Annotated in this window: 18 protein-coding genes and 1 riboswitch; all 18 genes read right to left on the bottom strand. The window is 38.2% G+C overall.

The window, feature by feature from the left end; genetic code table 11:
- Positions 1–63: 63 nt before the first annotated feature.
- The gene (locus tag LY28_RS04610) at positions 64–1,263 is read right to left on the bottom strand and encodes a flagellin N-terminal helical domain-containing protein (RefSeq protein WP_110461006.1); all 1,200 of its coding nucleotides are present in this window, start codon (positions 1,261–1,263) and stop codon (positions 64–66) included.
- 226 nt (positions 1,264–1,489) lie between these two features.
- A complete protein-coding gene (gene csrA / locus LY28_RS04605) occupies positions 1,490–1,711 on the bottom strand; it encodes a carbon storage regulator CsrA (RefSeq protein WP_110461005.1) in 222 nt (73 codons plus the stop codon).
- Positions 1,712–1,713: 2 nt separating this feature from the next.
- A complete protein-coding gene (gene fliW / locus LY28_RS04600) occupies positions 1,714–2,160 on the bottom strand; it encodes a flagellar assembly protein FliW (protein WP_110461004.1) in 447 nt (148 codons plus the stop codon).
- A gap of 42 nt (positions 2,161–2,202) precedes the next feature.
- Positions 2,203–2,784: a DUF6470 family protein gene (locus LY28_RS04595; protein WP_110461003.1), complete on the bottom strand. Its 582-nt coding sequence runs from the start codon at positions 2,782–2,784 to the stop codon at positions 2,203–2,205.
- Positions 2,785–2,846: 62 nt separating this feature from the next.
- The gene (flgL, locus tag LY28_RS04590) at positions 2,847–3,803 is read right to left on the bottom strand and encodes a flagellar hook-associated protein FlgL (protein ID WP_110461002.1); all 957 of its coding nucleotides are present in this window, start codon (positions 3,801–3,803) and stop codon (positions 2,847–2,849) included.
- Positions 3,804–3,885: 82 nt separating this feature from the next.
- Complete coding sequence (flgK, locus tag LY28_RS04585; protein ID WP_110461001.1) at positions 3,886–5,514, bottom strand: flagellar hook-associated protein FlgK; 1,629 nt, start codon at positions 5,512–5,514, stop codon at positions 3,886–3,888.
- Positions 5,515–5,627: 113 nt separating this feature from the next.
- Positions 5,628–7,730, bottom strand: coding sequence for a flagellar hook-associated protein FlgK (gene flgK / locus LY28_RS04580; protein WP_110461000.1), 2,103 nt, complete (start codon positions 7,728–7,730; stop codon positions 5,628–5,630).
- A gap of 53 nt (positions 7,731–7,783) precedes the next feature.
- Entirely contained in the window at positions 7,784–8,284 is a 501-nt protein-coding gene (locus LY28_RS04575) for a flagellar protein FlgN (protein ID WP_110460999.1), read from the bottom strand.
- Between the two features lie 41 nt (positions 8,285–8,325).
- Entirely contained in the window at positions 8,326–8,613 is a 288-nt protein-coding gene (locus LY28_RS04570) for a flagellar biosynthesis anti-sigma factor FlgM (RefSeq protein ID WP_110460998.1), read from the bottom strand.
- 226 nt (positions 8,614–8,839) lie between these two features.
- The gene (locus tag LY28_RS04565; protein ID WP_110460997.1) at positions 8,840–9,262 is read right to left on the bottom strand and encodes a MerR family transcriptional regulator; all 423 of its coding nucleotides are present in this window, start codon (positions 9,260–9,262) and stop codon (positions 8,840–8,842) included.
- A 59-nt stretch (positions 9,263–9,321) separates the two neighbouring features.
- Complete coding sequence (locus LY28_RS04560) at positions 9,322–10,011, bottom strand: ComF family protein (RefSeq protein ID WP_242981148.1); 690 nt, start codon at positions 10,009–10,011, stop codon at positions 9,322–9,324.
- Between the two features lie 135 nt (positions 10,012–10,146).
- Positions 10,147–12,570, bottom strand: a complete 2,424-nt coding sequence (recD2, locus tag LY28_RS04555; RefSeq protein ID WP_110460996.1) for an SF1B family DNA helicase RecD2 — start codon at positions 12,568–12,570, stop codon at positions 10,147–10,149.
- Between the two features lie 218 nt (positions 12,571–12,788).
- Positions 12,789–13,127, bottom strand: a complete 339-nt coding sequence (locus tag LY28_RS04550) for a glycosyltransferase family 2 protein (RefSeq protein ID WP_242981146.1) — start codon at positions 13,125–13,127, stop codon at positions 12,789–12,791.
- Between the two features lie 508 nt (positions 13,128–13,635).
- Entirely contained in the window at positions 13,636–14,826 is a 1,191-nt protein-coding gene (gene metK / locus LY28_RS04545) for a methionine adenosyltransferase (protein ID WP_110460995.1), read from the bottom strand.
- Positions 14,827–14,911: 85 nt separating this feature from the next.
- The gene (locus LY28_RS19660; protein ID WP_278302676.1) at positions 14,912–15,034 is read right to left on the bottom strand and encodes a hypothetical protein; all 123 of its coding nucleotides are present in this window, start codon (positions 15,032–15,034) and stop codon (positions 14,912–14,914) included.
- A gap of 12 nt (positions 15,035–15,046) precedes the next feature.
- A riboswitch (SAM riboswitch) is annotated at positions 15,047–15,145 on the bottom strand.
- A gap of 109 nt (positions 15,146–15,254) precedes the next feature.
- Positions 15,255–15,644, bottom strand: coding sequence for a thioesterase family protein (locus LY28_RS04540; RefSeq protein WP_110460994.1), 390 nt, complete (start codon positions 15,642–15,644; stop codon positions 15,255–15,257).
- Between the two features lie 265 nt (positions 15,645–15,909).
- Positions 15,910–17,772 carry an ATP-dependent zinc metalloprotease FtsH gene (gene ftsH, locus LY28_RS04535; protein ID WP_110460993.1) on the bottom strand — a complete coding sequence of 621 codons (1,863 nt, stop codon included), beginning with the start codon at positions 17,770–17,772 and terminating at the stop codon, positions 15,910–15,912.
- 255 nt (positions 17,773–18,027) lie between these two features.
- Entirely contained in the window at positions 18,028–18,564 is a 537-nt protein-coding gene (hpt, locus tag LY28_RS04530; protein WP_110461104.1) for a hypoxanthine phosphoribosyltransferase, read from the bottom strand.
- Positions 18,565–18,568: the final 4 nt, after the last annotated feature.

Raw genomic sequence — 18,568 nt, 5'->3', positions numbered from 1 at the left:
TTTTAAGCCTAATAAAAAGAGGCATCGGCCTAAAGCCAGTGCCTCTTTTATTAAACCAATTTATTATTGTAATAATTGCAATACGCTCTGTGGCTGCTGATTTGCCTGAGCAAGCATTGCCTGAGCTGCCTGTGTCAGGATATTGTTCTTTGTGAACTCAGTCATTTCTTTAGCCATATCTACATCGCGAATACGTGATTCAGAAGCCTGCAAGTTCTCAGAAGATGTATCCAAGTTGTTAATAGTATGCTCAAGCCTGTTCTGAACAGCACCGAGAGAAGATCTCTGTGATGATACCTGAGTAATAGCATTGTTTACAGTCTCAATAGCTGTAGCTGCGCCCCACTTAGTGGATATATCAATTGTATCAACACCGATAGCTTCTGATCTCATGTCATCAATTGATATAAACATGGTCTGACCGGAGTTTGCACCAATCTGAGCCATAATTGAATTATCCAATTCAGAAGAAGCAGATTTAGCTTCACCAAATACAAGAGTGATGCTTTCACCAACTGCCATAGCACTGATATTAGCAGCAGAAAGAGTAGCACCACCAGTCAATGGTGAACCAGCAGCAGCGGCAAAAGCAATCTCACCAGCTGTAACTGTAACAGAAGCAATAGTTTTGCCATCCTTACCAATTATTTTGAAATCTCCGGCAGTAATAGCTGTAGAAGTACCTGCAACTCTTACTATTGCAACAGCTCCGTTATAGTTACCGCTTGTTCTTATAGCGGATAATACCGCTGCATTTGCTCCAGTAACAACCATATCAATTGCAACCTTTGAAGAGTTGTTGTTGATATTTAATGTTCCGTCAACAGCTTCCTTAACACCCTTTGCACTGCCATCCAACAATTTCTTTGTATTGAATTCAGTAGTGTTACCGATTCTGTCGATTTCTGAAGTCAACTGCTTAACCTCGGCCTGAAGCTCTTTTCTATCAGCATCTGTATTAGTATCATTTGAAGACTGAACAGCAAGCTCTCTCATTCTTTGCAGAATTGAGTGAGTTTCATTTAAGGCGCCTTCTGCAGTCTGTACCAATGATATTGAATCCTGTGCATTACTGGAAGCTTTATCCAAACCTCTAATCTGGCCTCTCATTTTTTCAGATATTGCCAAACCAGCTGCATCGTCTCCGGCTCTGTTGATTCTGAGACCTGATGATAACTTTTCAAGTGACTTCTGAGTGTTTCCTCTGTTTACTCCTAACGCTCTGTTAGTGTTCATACTTGCGATGTTGTGATTAATTCTCATAATAAAAATCCTCCTTGATTTTTTATTTTCCGGGAATCCTTTCCCGAATGGTATGCAGGTATGTCATTTACCATATCCGGCCGGTATAAAGTATATGTACTTCCCTGCTTGATAAGTATATCGTAACTTATTTCAAAAAACTTTAGAGGAATTTAGAGGAAAAAATAAAAAACTATCAAAAATAGTTTTTTATCTGTAACTTATCTATCAATCATATCTCTTAATATTACTTATTTTTTAATATAGCATCCAGCTGAATCATTCCGCTTCTTGCAGCTTTCCTGTTTTCTTCCTGAATTTCAACAAATATTTCCTTACGGTATATAGTCACACTCTTTGGAGCATTTATACCTATTCTTACCTGATCACCCTGTATTTCAATAATAGTAAGCTCAATATTATCACCAAGCATAATAGCCTGATCCTTTTTTCTTGAAAGCACCAGCATATTTACACCTCCTGATTTTGAAGCTCATCTATAATGAAATGCCTCACCGTATATTTATCTGAATTGAGAACTACCTGTGCCGCCTTTTTATTTTTTTTATTTATAATAACAGGCGCTTTCAGATTCATGCTGATTTTGCTTACATCCTCCGGCACCACAACAACTGCATATACCTCTACCTGTGAAGGCTCTTCTATGCCCAAGGCAGCTACATTTTCATCATTTAATTCAAAATCATAGTCCTTTTTGATTGCAAACGGATCTACAAGAGCAAAAGCAAGCTCCTGCTTCTCCATAGCCTGAATCCAGCAAAACGGTGACTCCGGGTCTTCGTTATTAATTATTCCGTACCTGTGTATATCCTCAAAGCCTGGTATTCCTTCTTCAAAAACCACTATATTTTCTTCCTTCATTTCTATTTTTCCAAAGTGTTTTGTTTCGACAATCATGCTAACCTCCGCCGCTAACCAGCTGCTTTTTATTTTATCCTGCTAAATATATGCATCAACATCATTTCCTGTATATCTTATATCTATTGACCCATAGGATACAACACTTATATCCACCCGGGCAGGTGTGTAGTTATAGCTTATCTTACCGGGTGTGTAATTACCCGTCACACCATTGATCTCTCCTAAATTATTTCTGAACTCAGCTTTCAAATCCAAGGTACCTCCCGTGGAACTTATTCTGGGTCTGGACTTTGGGATATAACCCAATCCGAATTCATGCTTGGTAATGGCCTCATTCTTTGCTATATTAATCATAATATTAGCATGATATCCAATTTTGGCCATTTCATCCCCGTTTCTTGCGATTTTCCCTGTATATGAAATGGCTTTCTGAAGCCCTTTTTGTGCCTGTTCCTTAATAAAATCAACGTTATTTTTCAGACCTTCCTCAGCAAAGCATGGATACTGGTCTATCAGTATCCTTGCCTGCTCAGTTTTAATGTTTATCAAAGGCGGCTTTTGTTCAAGCTCCAGCTTGGCATATACAGTATGAGCATTCAAGCTGGCAGGTGTAGATTGTATTGATATTTCGGCTGGCGTCGTTCTGATAGACAGACCCATTCTCTTCACATCCTTGTGTAAAACTCATATGAATTTGTGGCTGCTTTCCTATAAAAAAGAAATTAATTTAAAAAATCTACTAATGATTGCTGTATAACTCTTGCCCCTGCTGCCAAAGAAGCTTGATATACATTTTCTTCATTTTTGAGATTCATTATAGTCTCTGCAATATCTACATCTTCATTCAAGCTCATTGACTGAGTGAAATTAACTAAATCGTTACCCATTCTATCTTCGGTCAAATCCATCCTGTTTTGTCTCGCACCTATATCCGCTCTCACTCTGAGAACATTTTGTATTTCTGCATCCATAGTGTCAAGAGATGCACTAATCTGTTCAAAATCTCCCGCTTCCATATTTGCAATAACATCATCAAACATTTTTACCATTGATGATGTTTCTCCCGACGCTGCCAATCCGGTATTCGCTGTACCAGTATCACGGCTGTTGAATATATCTCCGCCTGTAACATTAATATTTATATTGTCGCCTACCCCTACTTCATAAAATATTTTTTCCTGCTTGGCTGCTGTATCTACATCTATTGCAAACTTTCCGAAGTTTGCACTTGTTTCATCATCATCCATTAATTTTTGGTCTGTTTTAAAGCCCGAAAAAATGTATCTTCCTGAATATGTTGAATTAGACAAATGAATTGCCTGTGTCCTAAGCTGTTTTATTTCCTCACATATAGCCTGAGTTTCCTCAACGGTATTTGTACCGTTGGCAGCCTGCACCATCTTCTCTCTTGCAGTCTGCAATACCTTGCCTATTGCTGCTAAAGCCTCATCTGTAGCACTTAACCATGACTGTGCATCATTTATATTTTTCTTGTATTGTTCAATCTTGGATACATCTGTTCTCAACTTCAGGGCTCTGGCCGCAACAACGGGATCATCTGACGGTACGGATATCTTTTTGCCTGTACTGAGCTGAGTCTGATATTTATTCTCGCGTTCCTGATTATTGCTGATATTTCTTATCATATTCGCAATAATCATATTGTTAGTTATCCTCATATTTTATATCCTCCATAAGCCTAATTAAATATTCATAATTACATCCAAAGCTGCATCACAGAACGTATGCCAACAGTAATGCTTATCCCACACCTAATCTGTTTATTAAAGTATCATATACCTCATCCATTGTATTAATCATCTTAGCAGATGCCTTAAAGGACTGCTGATACTTAATCATATTAGCTAATTCCTCATTCAATTGAACACCTGAAACAGACATTCTTCTATTGTCAATTTGCTTAACTATCGTTTTCTGACTGTCAGAAAAGGTAGAAGCCTGCTGAGAATCTATACCCAAGGTAGCTATAAGCGATTTCATAAAATCCTCAGGAGCCCCTTCTGTAAATAGATTTGCATCTGATCTTATCTTCATCAGCTCGTTTAATACGTTTATATTTCCATTTTCACCGGCAGCATCTGTAGTAGCAATTGCATTTGGATTACTCATAACATCAAGCCCGACAGTAAAGTTTTTTGCCGTAATCTTCTGGTACTGCGCCATAACAGCACTCATTCCCGTTGCTCCGTCAATAAACTCATCACTTGATACAGCTGTGTCTCCTTCACCGAACATTGTAAAAAATCTCAAACCGGATGTGGCTGTTGCAGGACCTGTTCCATCAGTGTCAACTCCATATCCGTCAACATGTCCCGTACCGTCAACCATTACGCCGTTTTCAGTTTTATATCCCTCATTAAATGCCATTGCAAAGGTTCTGACAAATTCATTAAGCATACTTTGATAATAAGGCACACCCTTATATGACGGGGTTTCAGTCTCTTCATCAGCACCTGCAGCTCCATCCTTGCCATCCCTAACATCAATCAGCCCTTTAAGAACTCCTCCTGTCAGAATTAACTTGTTACCGTTATCCCATTCAACATCATAAAGATTTGGTACATCTTCTGAGTTCAATTCGTTATCCCTTTGATTAAGCACCAATTTTCTTGAGCTATAGTGATCAACGAGATTATTTCCGCCTATTGTTATGACAAAGTGTATATCATCCTCACCATTAGGAAGCTTTCCGTATTTAACCTCTGTTGCATTAATATTTACAAGCTTTGAAAGCTCATCCACCAAAACTGTTCTTGAATCTCTTAAGTCATTGGCTGACTCTCCTGTAAGCTCAAAAGCATATATCTGCTTATTCAGCTTCGCAATTTGATCTCCCAGAGAATTAATTTTTTCAACATTAATTTTAACCTGATCATTTATATCCTCCTGCAAGCCTTCAAATCTTGCAGCTAAAGTATTGAAGTAATTTGCCAATGTCACACCGTTTTCACGTACAAGAGCGCGAACAGCCTGACTGGAGGGATCCTTGGACAGTTCCTGAAGCGAACTATAAAAGCTATCCATTATCTTGGTAAACCCGCTGCCTGAGGGTTCATTGAAAGTAGTCTCTATTTCTGAAAGAAGTTCGGCCTTTTTGCTCCACTCACCATTTGCAATATTTTCACTCCAATATTTAAAATCAAGATAAGTATCTCTTATTCTTTTAACTCCGGTAATCTCAGAACCTGTGCCAATCATTCCTGTTCCATCATAAGTATTCAAAGGCTTTGATGCAGACTGGACATTTTGCTGTCTTGAATAACCGGTAGTTGATGCATTTGATATATTGTGGCCAACTGTAATCAAATTTTTCTGTGCCGTATAAATTCCGCTTACTGCAATATTTAGTCCAAAAAAACTCTGTCTCATTTTTACCACCTGCTCCTATAATATAAGAATTACTTTATTTAAATTTCATTTCATAAGTATGTGGGAAGTTTCTTGTTAAAACTAAGTTACCAGCTTTTTGTCAATAATTAATTTTACCTTCCAACCACTCCCATGGAGTTTACTATTTTGTCTATCATAGAGTCAATTATATTAAGAACTCTGGAGGATGCATCATAAGCAAACTTATACTTCATCATATTTGACAATTCTTCATCCATAGCTACTCCTGATATGGCAGTTCTCTGTTCATCTGCCGACAAAACAAGTGTCTGCTGGTTATTTGCAGCAGTAACTGCTTCAGAGCCCTGATTTCCTATATCAAGTATAATTGCTCTATAATACTCATCAATACTGACCTCTCCCGAAGCATCCTCCAATAAATCCTTATTTCTCAGATTGGCAATGAGCCTTGAAATTGTATTGTCTCCCACTGCATTAGTAGATGAAGCAACAATGTTATTCAGCCCCTTATCCCCTGCCAGTTCGTCACTCAAAGTAAAGTTTCCCATTTCTATGGGATAATCATCATCAATTGCTTTAAAGAAATTTACACCGGAATTACCGTCTAAAGTAAATCCTGTGCTTGACAAATAATTGACTTCTCTTATCATGGAATTTAATAAAGAATTCAGTTTTATTTTTAAATCAGATACAATATTGGTAGATGATGAAACGTTGCTCATACTGCCATTGACAGTCAGCCTTGTATCGCTGTTTAGATCTGAAAGCAAGCTGTCATAGCTATCTGCGTCTGTTCCTATTGCCAATACCTCTCCGCCTGTTCCATAAGCTATTGTACTCCATCCTTCTTCCAATACATCTTCACCCTGATTTTCATAATCCTCGGTTGTTGCAATACATGTCTTCATACCGATAGCATTCAATCTATTTATATAGCCTGCAGCATCTTCGGCAGTAACAGGGGTACCATTATTGCCGTTAATACTCATGTTTGAAAGCACATAGGTAACCTTTGCAGCCTTCGTTCTGAAGCTCTCCGTTGAATTTAATCCTTCCAATGTAGTTATCAGTCCATCAAAATTTCCATCTGCAGCTGTAGCAGAAAAAAATGCATCAAGTCCCGCAGTATCATTTAAAAAATCATCTATATTATCAGAAGTATATACCATATCATTGTAAACACTTGAAGTACTGCCCATTGAAACAAATCTGATGTTATAGTCAACACCTGACTTTTCTAAACCATCAACATATGAACCGATTTGAGCTCTCAGCTCTGTCGAACCTAAAGATGCATCAACAGCAAAGGTAATATCAATTTTTTCATTCGGTGTGCCATTCGCATAGTTTCCTTTAATCCCGGAAACCTCTCCTCGTGATTCCATCAGCCCTTTTAATTTACCGCTTTTTATATTAATCTGAGTTTCAGTACCTTCAAGCATCGGATAATAAAAGTTACCATTTTCGCTGCTTGGTTTAACATACAAATTCTTTGAGCTTCCTTTTGACACAAGAAGATATCCCCCCAAGGTAACATCCACCTGACCGTCCTGCATTTCATTTGCCTTGGCATCACAAATATAAGACAGCTTATCAAGCAGCAAATTCCTCTGATCCCTGAAATCATTGGCACTGTCTCCGGCTATTTCCTCTGAAGCAATCCTTTGATTAAGCGCTGCTATCTGGCTTGTTATTCTGTTTACCTCATCTATTTGTACCTGTATCTCAGAATTTAAATCATTTTGAAGCCTGTCCAGCTGCGAGCCCACCTGATTGAAATAATAAACAACAGCCTGACCCCTCTCTCTTACCAATGCTCTTACAGTCAAGCTTTCCGGTGCCTTTGAGAGCTCTTGCCATGAATCCCAGAATTGGTTCATTACCTTCTGGAGACCATCACCCATAGGATCATTTAATATAGCTTCTATATCCTCTATTGCAGAGCTTCGGGTCTGATAATATCCGAGGGACGTGTTCTCCTGTCTGTAAATAATATCAAGGAAGGTATTTCTAATTTGTCGCGTTTCTTGAATATCCGCACCCAATCCGTATTGAAAGGTTTTATTATTTTTGCCGTAAACAGTCTGATACGGACTGGTCTCAATAATGGCCTGCTGCCTCACATATCCGGCCGTATCTGCGTTAGCTATATTATGCCCGGTTACGAATAAGCCTCTTTCGCTTACCTTTAATCCCGAACGAGCTATTTGATAACTTGAAAATCCTACAGCCATGTGCTGTCCCCCTAAAAAATAATTCAATAAAATACAACTGATATTTTTATATGTTAAAGCTTCATATCAAAGAAATTCCTCTTTTTTGCTTCCCCTGAGAAGCCCGAACTTCCGTAACTATTGTTCACAGTATCAATACTGGTCATCATGTTAATTGAAAAATCTATATATTCAAGTGAATTTTTTATAAGCTTTGCATTCAAATCATTTGTTTTTTTCAAATTTTTAATTGTATTTATAATTTTGGCCTGACAAGCCTTCAGTTCATCTGCCTGATCTTGTCCTAATCTTTCTACAAGAGCTGAAATAGTTATATCCTCAGCTCTTGCACCAAGTAAGGCGCATAATTTATCAACAAGCTTTTCTCTATCATCCTCAAGCTTGGCTATTTTAATAACTAAGGATTGTTCAATCCTGGTAATATTCTCTAATTCATTTACCTTACCGCCAACAACTAATTCGGTCTTATTATTTGATATCTTAGAAAGTGTCTCATATATCTCGTTTTCCTGATTAAGTACATCAGCCAGTTGTTTTGTCAGCGTTGCTACCATTCATACACCTCCGAGCATTAAGCTCTAAATAACAATAAAAATTACGCCTTTTTATCCATTACAGACTTTCCTATTTTTTCTAAAATCTCTTTTCCACTGATGTCGTATCCTCCGGATCTGTATAAATCCGCAAATTCGTCAACCTTATTCTGCCTGATGTCAGGTACATCCTTCAAAGCCTTTGAGACTGTCTGGAAGTCTCTTGCATCATTTGAAATTGACACAACATCCTTCTTAGGTACAACTTGACCGGCTTTAGCAATATTTCCAACAGATTTCTGTTTATTGTAAACCTTGGCCACATTATAAATATCTCCGGTAATTTTCATATAAACACCCACTTTCCATGAAACACACGATAACAAAAGTCTTATATAATTATTATCGTCAGTTTGAAAGATTTATTTAGTATTGCTTTTAATTTCCCACAAAAAAAGCTATCTATGACAATAATATCAACAAAAATAGCTTGGGGAATATATCCTTTGGGAATATACTGTTACAAACATAAAGCGAGGTACTATTACTCACCTCGCTTAAAAACAGCAATATCAATTAGTGGTTTTTGTTAAGATAACGTAAGCCCTGTTCCTTTCTCTTCGCCTCTGTAAGAGCTTCCTTCGGCCTTTCAGGCGGCCTTGGAGCTACTCCTGCAATATCGTTTGTCACCTCGTGCTGGCATGAATCACAAAATCTTCCTGTCTTTATTGCTTTTCCGCATCTTTCACATTCAAGAATTATGTTTGCACCGTCTGTTATCTCAAGGCGTCCTTCTTTTAAAAACAGCTTTATTTTTTCCACACTTACATCACATTCCATGGATACCTGAGACAATGTCGCTCCCGGATTGTCATATAAATAATCCTTTACCCTTTTAAAAACCTCCTCATCCGCCTTCTTACAGTCAGGACATATCGGCGGTCCGCCCAAATAATTGTACATCCTTCCGCATCTTCTGCAGTTTCTGATATCTGGCATATAAATTACCTCCCCTATAAAAATTTTATATCCAAAAATATCACATATTCTTACGATTATTAATAATTTCTGGTCGTTGCAATAACTCCGGCAATAATACGGCTTGCACCAGCTAGCTTTAAAGCTTTGCTGCTCTGGTTTACAGTACTTCCTGTAGTAATAATATCATCTACCAATAATATGTTTTTATCAGATATGCTCTCTGCCTTTATCACCTTAAATAATCCTTCAACATTAATTAACCTTTCATTTCTGTTTAAAGCACTTTGGCTCTTTGATTCCGAAGTCTTGACTAAGACGCCTCCTGCAAATGGCAATTTAAGCTGTTCTGCAGCATACTTTGCAATTAATTCGGCTTGATTATATCCCCGTAGCTTTTGCTTATATCTATAAAGCGGGACTGGAACAACCATATCTATTTTCTCTGAATGTATTGTGTTTTGAACTTTCAGCGCCAAAAGCTTCCCAAAAGCACGGTAATAAGAAGGCTTGCTGTTAAACTTAAATCTTTTCAGGGAACTTTTAAGACCGCCGGAATATCTGCCGACACAAATCATTCCGTCACAGTAGGTTTCCATATTCCCCGGCAGATTTAGAGAATTAATACAGTTATTATAATATCCAATCTTTTTTGCGCATTTTCCACATATGTATATCGGCACTCCTGCCGTTAATATTTCATTACAGAAAACACAGCGCGGAGGAAAAACATACTCAATTAAGCTTATAAAATCACTTCCCCGTTGCAAAGTCAATTGCTGCTGAAAACCTTTGTGCAATAAATATCAAGGCGATATACCGCTTTTTGCCGATAATAATTGACTTTAAGAAAATCTGTCTTTATTTATAGTTTACACCAATTTACAGAGTTATGCAATAAAACATTATATCCTCAATAATTCGCACAGCATTGAGTTTCGTTCATTAATCTTAACATTGGAAACCATGATTTTCACAGCTCTTTTCTGACCAATAATGCACGCCATTTTTTTTGCTCTTGTAACTGCCGTATACCCAAGATTCCTATTAAGCATAATAAAATTTCTGATATGGCAAAGAATTATAGCCGCTTCACATTGTGAGCCCTGCATTTTATGAACAGTTAAGCTGTAAGCTAAATCTATTTCTTCAAGCTGACTTATTTGATATATGATAATAAAATCATCATATTGTACTGCTACTCTTTTTTCATCGGCCGCTTTATTGTCTGATATACCGCCGTATTCCTCTTCCTCTGAATTTGCTGCCACATCCTCTATCTTGGAGATTTCAATAATCTTCCCGATATCCCCGTTAAAAACTCCACAGCTTTCCTCGGCAACATATCTTCCCAACAAATCTTTTTTATAGTGAGGCGCTTCATAATTATTACTCAAATGAATAACCTTGTCACCTTCCCTGAAAACGCTGTTTCCTCTCTTAATCTCTGCTTTCCCGTCAGCAGCAGGATTTACCATTTTCTGCATAGCCTTGTTCATTTCATAAGTGCCTATTTCCGAAGTTTTCTGAGGGCATATAACCTGTATGTCGTCAATAGTATAATTGTATGCCGTCATAAGTCTTGTTACTGCCTCTAATGTTTTTTTGACAACTCTGTTTTTATCCTCTTCTTCAATAATAAAGAAGTCCTTGTTTGCATTGATTATCTCAGGCATTTCTCCGTTTATTATTTTATTGGCGTTTGTTATAATACCCGATCCGTCAGCCTGCCTTTTTATAACATCTAATTTTACTACCTTTACCGCTTCACTTCTTATTATATCATCCAGAACATTACCGGCTCCTACTGACGGAAGCTGCTGCGTATCCCCTATTAAAACAACTGTTGTCCCAGGTGAAATCGCGGTAAACAGTGCATGAGCCAAATCAATACTGAGCATGGAGCTTTCATCTACAACTATCAAGTCATACGGAAGCTCATTTCCCTGTCTGTAAAAAAAACCTTTATTCTCATATGAAAACTGCAGCAGTCTATGTATTGTCATTGCCTCAAAGCCTGTAATCTCCGTCAGCCTTTTTGCTGCCTTTCCTGTCGGAGCAGCAAGCATAAAGCTCATTTCTTCCTTATTCTCAAAATATCTCTTAAGGACATAAATCATGCATTCAACCGTAGTCGTTTTACCGCTTCCGGCAGATCCTGTCAGTATGAGCATATTTGTTGAGAATACAGCCTTAACAGCCTCCTTTTGCATTTCCTCAAGAGCAAAACCCTTTGCATGCTCAAATTCGTTTATAAGCATGTCTACATCACATATTTTTTCAAATGCCCGGGAACGGCATATATTCTTTATAGCCAATGCCGCCTCATATTCCAGCTTGTACATTTCTCTGGTATACACGGCTTCAAGACTTTCATCCTCTTCCGAATAAGCTTTGCTTACGAGGGCACCGGAATGCAGCATCCTGCCGAAGGCTTCTTCAAGCTCACCCTCTTCAATTATATCTGCTCCGTCACTAAGAGCCTTTGCCGTCAATTCTGTAAGCTTGTCCTTAAATAAAAAGCAATGCCCTTCCATTTCTGAGCTCTCCAAAACACTTTTCAAAGCTGACTCAAGCCTGAATATGGAGTGTGTGTCTATACCTAACTTTTTTGCTATTTCATCACAAATTTTGAAACCAAACCCCTTGATGTTAGCAAACATATACGGGTTTTCCTCTGCAACAGCAATAGAGGTCCCTTTATATGCATTATATATTTTCATGGCTTTTGCAGAAGATACTCCAAAGCGCTGGAAAAATATCATCACATTCTGATACTCCATATTTTCCATATATGAATCGTGTATAACCTGTGCCTTGTCGCTGTTAATTCCGCGTATCCTGACCAGCAGCAGAGGATCATTCTTGATAACCTCAAGGGTTTTACTGCCAAAACCATCTACATATCCCCTCGGAGTTGCATATCCCTGAACAATATTTCTTGCTGTTTTTTCACCGACACCCTTTATAATTCCACAGGACAAAAAGGATATTATACCTTCATCAGTAGCAGGTTCAATAAACTCAACCGCTTCTGCCTTCAGCTGCTTCTCTCCCTTATATACTCCTACAGTTCCCACAATCTTGCACGGCAATACAGAACAATGCTCATTTACATCATAATAGCCTGTTACGCTTATTTGTTCCTGGACCTCATGTTCAAAATCATCCTCATCAATAATCTTCTCTATTTCAAAAGTATAGATTTTGTACCCGTTTTCCGTATTCTCATATATTTTATAATCAAATCTTCCGATGATTTTCAAATCAGTTCCTACAGCATAGCTTTCAAAAGACCATCTTTGCTGTTGAAATTGTCCTGTCGCCATATTATCTATCATTCCTTTCGCTGTGCTCAAGGCATAAAAAGTGATAAACTACATTACTTATATTAACCCATTTTAATTATTACAGCAATATACCAATTAATCCTATCAGAGATTAAAAATTGTCTTTGAAGCTGTTGCTGTGACGCAGTAATTTATAAAACCCGAATAAAGTATCTCCGCAGATTATACTTTCATTTATGTATTCTAACCTTCTGCTTCTATTCCTTAAAAAATACACATTCCCTTTCATCAAAGGAACATACCTCCATAAGAGGGAATTGATTCTCAAGCTTCTTTAATAGTTTAAGCGTCTCATCCTTGGAGTCCATATCTACCACAACAAAGCTTCCATTTATGGCAATATTCCGTACAAACCTGCTTTCCATGGCTTCTCTTATCATCCTTTCTATATTCTGCTCCTGATTGTTTACCAATAATACAATGTTTGCATTTTCAACAAAGTATTTTTTTCTTCCTATCATCTTATAAATATTTATAAACAGGCTTATCATTCCGTACATAGCAAACAAGGAAAGTATCGCATAATTTATATCCATAATAACCTCCCACGCCGAGCTTCCGGCACAAAAATTTGATAAAGACTTCTCGGAAAATCTCTGCCTCGCATAGGTATTACAGCCTTTTAATACCTGTATGTAAAATTCTTTAGCTAACCTCCATGACCTATTCAGACACAAAATTTATAATAATATCTCGTATAGACATGCAGCTCTGACCGCCTCATCCACCTATACTGCCTGAAAACTCATTATGGTTTAACAACTTTAGGTTTTCAAGTTTCCATTCATAAACTCACTGGTATTTTATCCTATGAAATTTAATTCATTTATGTTACAGAGCCAGATTCAGAGGAATCAGCAGGTATTAGTCTCACAAATATTGGAATAGGTTGCATCAGTTAATTTCAGCAATAAATCTTGGTGAGCTATATCTAATATAAATTGCATATTCTTGATAATATTTTAAGGGCTGCATTCCATTCAATCATGAAATACAGCCCTCTATTTTGCATTCGTTTAATAAAGCTTAATCAATTTACCCTTATTACAGTCCTGCTTCCTTCCTCAATACTGCGGCAACATCTGTCTTTTCCCACGTAAACTCCGCATCCTGTCTTCCAAAATGACCATAAGCTGCAGTTTTCCTGTATATCGGCCTTCTCAAATCCAAAGCTTTTATTATTGCAGCCGGTCTCAAGTCAAAATGCCGGTTTACCAGCTCAGAAATTTTTTCTTCAGGGATAACCGCAGTTCCAAATGTATCAACAAGTACGGATACCGGTTTAGCAACACCTATGGCATACGCAATCTGCACCTCACACTTCTTTGCAATGCCTGCGGCAACAATATTTTTTGCAACATATCTGGCTGCATAAGCTGCCGAACGGTCAACCTTAGTAGGATCCTTTCCTGAAAAGGCTCCGCCGCCATGTCTTGCATATCCTCCATATGTATCAACAATTATCTTTCTGCCTGTAAGTCCTGAATCTCCCTGAGGGCCTCCTACAACAAACCTGCCGGTAGGATTAATAAAGTATTTGGTATTTTCGTCTAAAAGCTCTGCCGGAATAACAGGTTTTATAACATATTCCATTATATCCTTTTCAATTGTTTCATGACTTACTTCCGCACTGTGCTGAGTTGAAATAACGACTGCATCTACTCTAACAGGCTTATCTCCGTCGTACTCAACCGTAACCTGAGATTTCCCGTCAGGCCTGAGATAGCTTACTACTTTATTTTTTCTGATCTCGCTTAATTTTCTTGAAAGCTTATGAGCTAAAGTGACAGGCATAGGCATCAATTCGGGAGTTTCATCACATGCATAACCAAACATCATGCCCTGATCTCCTGCTCCAATAGCCTGAAGCTGTTCCTCACCCATCTCACCTGCTTTTGCTTCCAGTGCCTTATCAACACCCAATGCAATATCGGCTGACTGCTCATCTATAGATGTAAGAACCGCACAGGTGTCACAGTCAAATCCATATTTCGCTCTGTCATAACCTATTTCTCTTATAGTATTTCTGACTATCTTTGGAATGTCTACATAGCACTTTGTGGATATTTCACCCATAACCATAACCATACCTGTTGCTACTGCTGTTTCACAAGCAACTCTTGCCTGCGGATCCTGCTCATAAATTGCGTCTAATACTGCGTCTGAAATCTGGTCGCACATTTTATCGGGATGTCCCTCAGTTACTGACTCTGACGTAAATAGTCTTTTTGACATTTTGTTTCCTCCTTGTATACCATTAATTTAAATTACTGCGCCAACGTTTCTCTCATTTAAAACTTTGCAAGTCAATTACTATCGGCTAAAAGCCGATGTCATTGACCGATAGCTTGGGTTTTTCAAACCAAAACTGCTTTCTATCGAGGATATTTTCATTATTTTTGGCAATAAAAAAACCTCTTTCGAGGTTTGTCATGTTTGTCATTACAATGAACACCCCTCATCTTTCAGGCAAAGCCTGCAGGAATTGGCACCATACATAAATGCTGGTTGCCAGGTTTCATCGGGCCGTTCCCTCCACCTATCTTGATAAGGACTAAATATTTACTTTTCATATTTATTTAACCACGAATATCTTTAAAGGTCAATACAAAAAATAAAAATTGTTATATTTTTTTATATTTTACTTTTATTTGTAATTGGGTTTATTGTTTTTTCCCGTTAGCTTTATTCATAAACCTATCAATTGTAATTATAAATCTTTCATGCTGACCTTCCCCTATTTTTTCTTTGCTGTCAAAGGCTTCAACCGTAAACAATAACCGTTTCCCATCAGCTTCAGCCAAAGTTGCCCTTGCGGTTACCTTCATACCTACAGGTGTTGCAGCCAAATGCCTGATATTTATTTGTGTTCCGACTGTAGAGCTCCCATCAGGTAACCCTTCTTTTACGGCAATAGTTGCCGCCTTTTCCATAAGTGCTACCAGTGCAGGAGTTGCAAGCACCTCTAAATCACCGCTGCCCATCGCTTTTGCCGTAATATTGCCATCTACTGTAATTTCTGCACTTCCTGTCATTCCAAGATTAATCTCCATACTAACCTCCCACGCCGAATTTTCGGCAAAAAAATTTGGTAAAGCTTTCGTGGAGGTACGCTAGTATTTTCGCAACTGTAGCTAACGTCTTTCAAGCTAACCTCCCACGCCGAGTTTTCGCTTATCTGTCAAATATATAACTTAAAGAGGCCGCTCTCTTGATGTGAACAGCCTCCTTATATGCTTCAATACTTAAAGTCCTCTGATATAAGCTCCATGCAGAACATGGATGTGAAATATCAGCTTAATCCTTAAAGCCTTTATACTAGCTCTCCAGCTGTGGCTGGGGAGCAGAATCCAATACCGAGCCCTCAAAAATCGCTTCAAACTCGGCGCCCTCTACCTTTTCCTTTTCAAGAAGAGTCTGAGCCAGTCTGTTGAGTTTATCAATATTTTCTTTTAATAAATTAATAGTCTTCTCGTAAGCATTATCAATTATTTGTTTAACCTCGTTGTCAATAATTCCGGCAATCTCATCACTAATATTGCTGGTATGACCATAATCTCTGCCAAGGAAAACCTCATCATTTTCATTGCCGAAAATCATATTGCCCAGCTTATCGCTCATTCCATACTTGGTAACCATATTTCTCGCTATTTGATTAACCTTTTTCAGGTCACTTGACGCACCTGTACTTACTTCATTCATAACAATTTCTTCGGCTGCTCTTCCTCCCAAAGCAATTATTATCTCTTCAATAAGCTGTGATTTCGTGTGATAGCTTTTATCCTCCTGCGGCCTGCTTGCAGTATATCCTCCGGCCATTCCGGCAGGAATAATGGATACCCTGTCAACCTTCTGTGTCTTTGATACCAGCTTTATAGCTATTGCATGCCCGGCCTCATGAAAAGCGGTCACCTTCTTGTCAATCTCACTCATAACACGGCTCTTCTTCTCAGGTCCCATCATAACCTTAAAGGCTGCTTCTTTAATTTCATCATGCCCTATTTTCTTCTTGTTTGCTCTGGCTGTAAGTAATGCAGCTTCATTCAGCAAGTTCTCCAAATCAGCACCTGTAAAACCGGGTGTAATTCTTGCAAGGTCATCCAACTTAACGTCACCCTCTAATGGCTTGCCCCTTGAATGAACCTTCAAAATCTGTTCCCTGCCTCGTATATCTGGCAGTCCTACAACAACTCTTCTGTCAAAACGTCCCGGTCTTAAAAGTGCAGGATCCAGAATATCAGGTCTGTTTGTTGCCGCCAGTATTATGACTCCCTCATTTATTCCAAAACCATCCATTTCAACAAGCAGCTGGTTAAGCGTCTGCTCTCTTTCATCATGGCCGCCGCCCATGCCTGCCCCTCTATGTCTGCCCACTGCATCAATTTCATCAATAAATACAATACATGGCGCGTTCTTCTTTGCCTGTTCAAACAAATCACGCACTCTGGATGCTCCCACACCTACAAACATTTCTACAAAGTCTGAACCGCTTATGCTGAAAAACGGAACTCCGGCTTCTCCTGAAACCGCCTTCGCCAACAGGGTTTTACCAGTTCCGGGAGGTCCTACCAAAAGCACACCCTTAGGGATTCTTGCTCCAAGCTCTACGAATTTTTTCGGTGCCTTCAAAAACTCAACTATTTCAGCAAGCTCCTCTTTTTCCTCATCTGCTCCCGCAACATTCTCAAATGTGACCTTTTTCTTATCGTCAACAGAAAGCTTGGCTCGGCTTTTGCCGAAAGACATAACCCTGTTGCCTCCGCCTCCTCCTTGAGATTGCTGGATAAAGAAAAACCATATTAGAATAAGTATTATCAAAAACCCGACAGTCGGTAAAATTGATACCCACCAAGGTGCTTGCGGCGGCGTAACAACAGTATACCTTTCAATCTGTTTATTTTCATATGCTTCTGTAAATCTATTAGATGCAGAAGTAACATCCGGCGGAACAACAACTACATACTTAGTAACCTTACTATTTTCCTCCAAAGGCTTTTTCAGTACTACCGTAGCATTGTCAGTCTGCAGCTCTACACTCTTTACATTTCCGGCGCTCATCTGTGTCAGCAAATCTGAATAAACCATCTTTGTCGGACTGTCAGATGTTTGATAGAATGTAATTATTACTATAATTACTATAAAAATAATTATATAAAAGCTGATACCCTTAATATATTTCAAAAATCTCCCTCCTTATGATAGCCAAGGTACCAAATTGCAGCCCGCAAGTCATTAATCTGTATTCTACAATGTAAAACTGCAAACCTACGTTTTAATTTGGTCTATACTTAAATACCAATTTTTCGCTCATTTTAAACTAAATAATCTATTAATTCTTATTTCAAATGGATTATTTTTCAACCCAATATAGTATATATTATATTAGCATATACATTTATAAAACACAATAAAGGCAATTTATGTTTAAATTCTGTTCTATTTCATGTATATTTCTTTTTTAAGAATGCATACCTCGGGAATGTTTCTGTATTTCCCTGCATAATCCAAACCATAACCTACTACAAATTCATCTGGTATCTCTATTCCCTTGTAATCCACCTGTACATTTGCCTTTCTCTTTGAAGGCTTATCTAATGCGGCGCATATTTTTACACTTAACGGACCTCTGGTTTTTAACAGCTCGACAAGGTGATTAAGCGTAAGTCCTGTGTCAATAATATCTTCAACTATAAGAACATGTTTACCGCCTATATTTGTATCCACATCCTTAATTATTTTAACAACTCCTGATGACTTTGACGAATCACCATAACTGGAAACCGACATAAAATCCAAATCAACAGGAATAGTAATCTTCCTTGCCAAATCTGCAAGAAAAATAAAGCCGCCCTTTAATACTCCGATTATAACAAGCTCCTTACCTGCATAATCCTCGGAAATACGGCGTCCAAGCTCTTCAGCCTGCCTGTCAAGTTCTCCTTTGGAAATTAAAACACGTTCAATTACTTCCATCATT

It is taken from the genome of Ruminiclostridium sufflavum DSM 19573, assembly GCF_003208175.1.
Taxonomy (GTDB): domain Bacteria; phylum Bacillota; class Clostridia; order Acetivibrionales; family DSM-1351; genus Ruminiclostridium; species Ruminiclostridium sufflavum.
This window is presented reverse-complemented; position numbering and strand designations above follow the sequence as displayed.

What these genes read in the sequence shown, in the direction of transcription:
- LY28_RS04565 (WP_110460997.1), bottom strand. Translation starts at nt 9,262, where the DNA reads ATGCCAGATATCAGAAACTGCAGAAGATGCGGAAGGATGTACAATTAT.
- LY28_RS04575 (WP_110460999.1), bottom strand. Translation starts at nt 8,284, where the DNA reads ATGGTAGCAACGCTGACAAAACAACTGGCTGATGTACTTAATCAGGAA.
- flgK (WP_110461001.1), bottom strand. Translation starts at nt 5,514, where the DNA reads ATGAGACAGAGTTTTTTTGGACTAAATATTGCAGTAAGCGGAATTTAT.
- recD2 (WP_110460996.1), bottom strand. Translation starts at nt 12,570, where the DNA reads ATGGCGACAGGACAATTTCAACAGCAAAGATGGTCTTTTGAAAGCTAT.
- LY28_RS04610 (WP_110461006.1), bottom strand. Translation starts at nt 1,263, where the DNA reads ATGAGAATTAATCACAACATCGCAAGTATGAACACTAACAGAGCGTTA.
- LY28_RS19660 (WP_278302676.1), bottom strand. Translation starts at nt 15,034, where the DNA reads ATGACAAACATGACAAACCTCGAAAGAGGTTTTTTTATTGCCAAAAAT.
- flgK (WP_110461000.1), bottom strand. Translation starts at nt 7,730, where the DNA reads ATGGCTGTAGGATTTTCAAGTTATCAAATAGCTCGTTCGGGATTAAAG.
- metK (WP_110460995.1), bottom strand. Translation starts at nt 14,826, where the DNA reads ATGTCAAAAAGACTATTTACGTCAGAGTCAGTAACTGAGGGACATCCC.
- fliW (WP_110461004.1), bottom strand. Translation starts at nt 2,160, where the DNA reads ATGATTGTCGAAACAAAACACTTTGGAAAAATAGAAATGAAGGAAGAA.
- LY28_RS04540 (WP_110460994.1), bottom strand. Translation starts at nt 15,644, where the DNA reads ATGGAGATTAATCTTGGAATGACAGGAAGTGCAGAAATTACAGTAGAT.
- LY28_RS04595 (WP_110461003.1), bottom strand. Translation starts at nt 2,784, where the DNA reads ATGGGTCTGTCTATCAGAACGACGCCAGCCGAAATATCAATACAATCT.
- csrA (WP_110461005.1), bottom strand. Translation starts at nt 1,711, where the DNA reads ATGCTGGTGCTTTCAAGAAAAAAGGATCAGGCTATTATGCTTGGTGAT.
- LY28_RS04550 (WP_242981146.1), bottom strand. Translation starts at nt 13,127, where the DNA reads ATGGATATAAATTATGCGATACTTTCCTTGTTTGCTATGTACGGAATG.
- LY28_RS04570 (WP_110460998.1), bottom strand. Translation starts at nt 8,613, where the DNA reads ATGAAAATTACCGGAGATATTTATAATGTGGCCAAGGTTTACAATAAA.
- flgL (WP_110461002.1), bottom strand. Translation starts at nt 3,803, where the DNA reads ATGAGGATAACTAACAATATGATTATTGCGAATATGATAAGAAATATC.
- hpt (WP_110461104.1), bottom strand. Translation starts at nt 18,564, where the DNA reads ATGGAAGTAATTGAACGTGTTTTAATTTCCAAAGGAGAACTTGACAGG.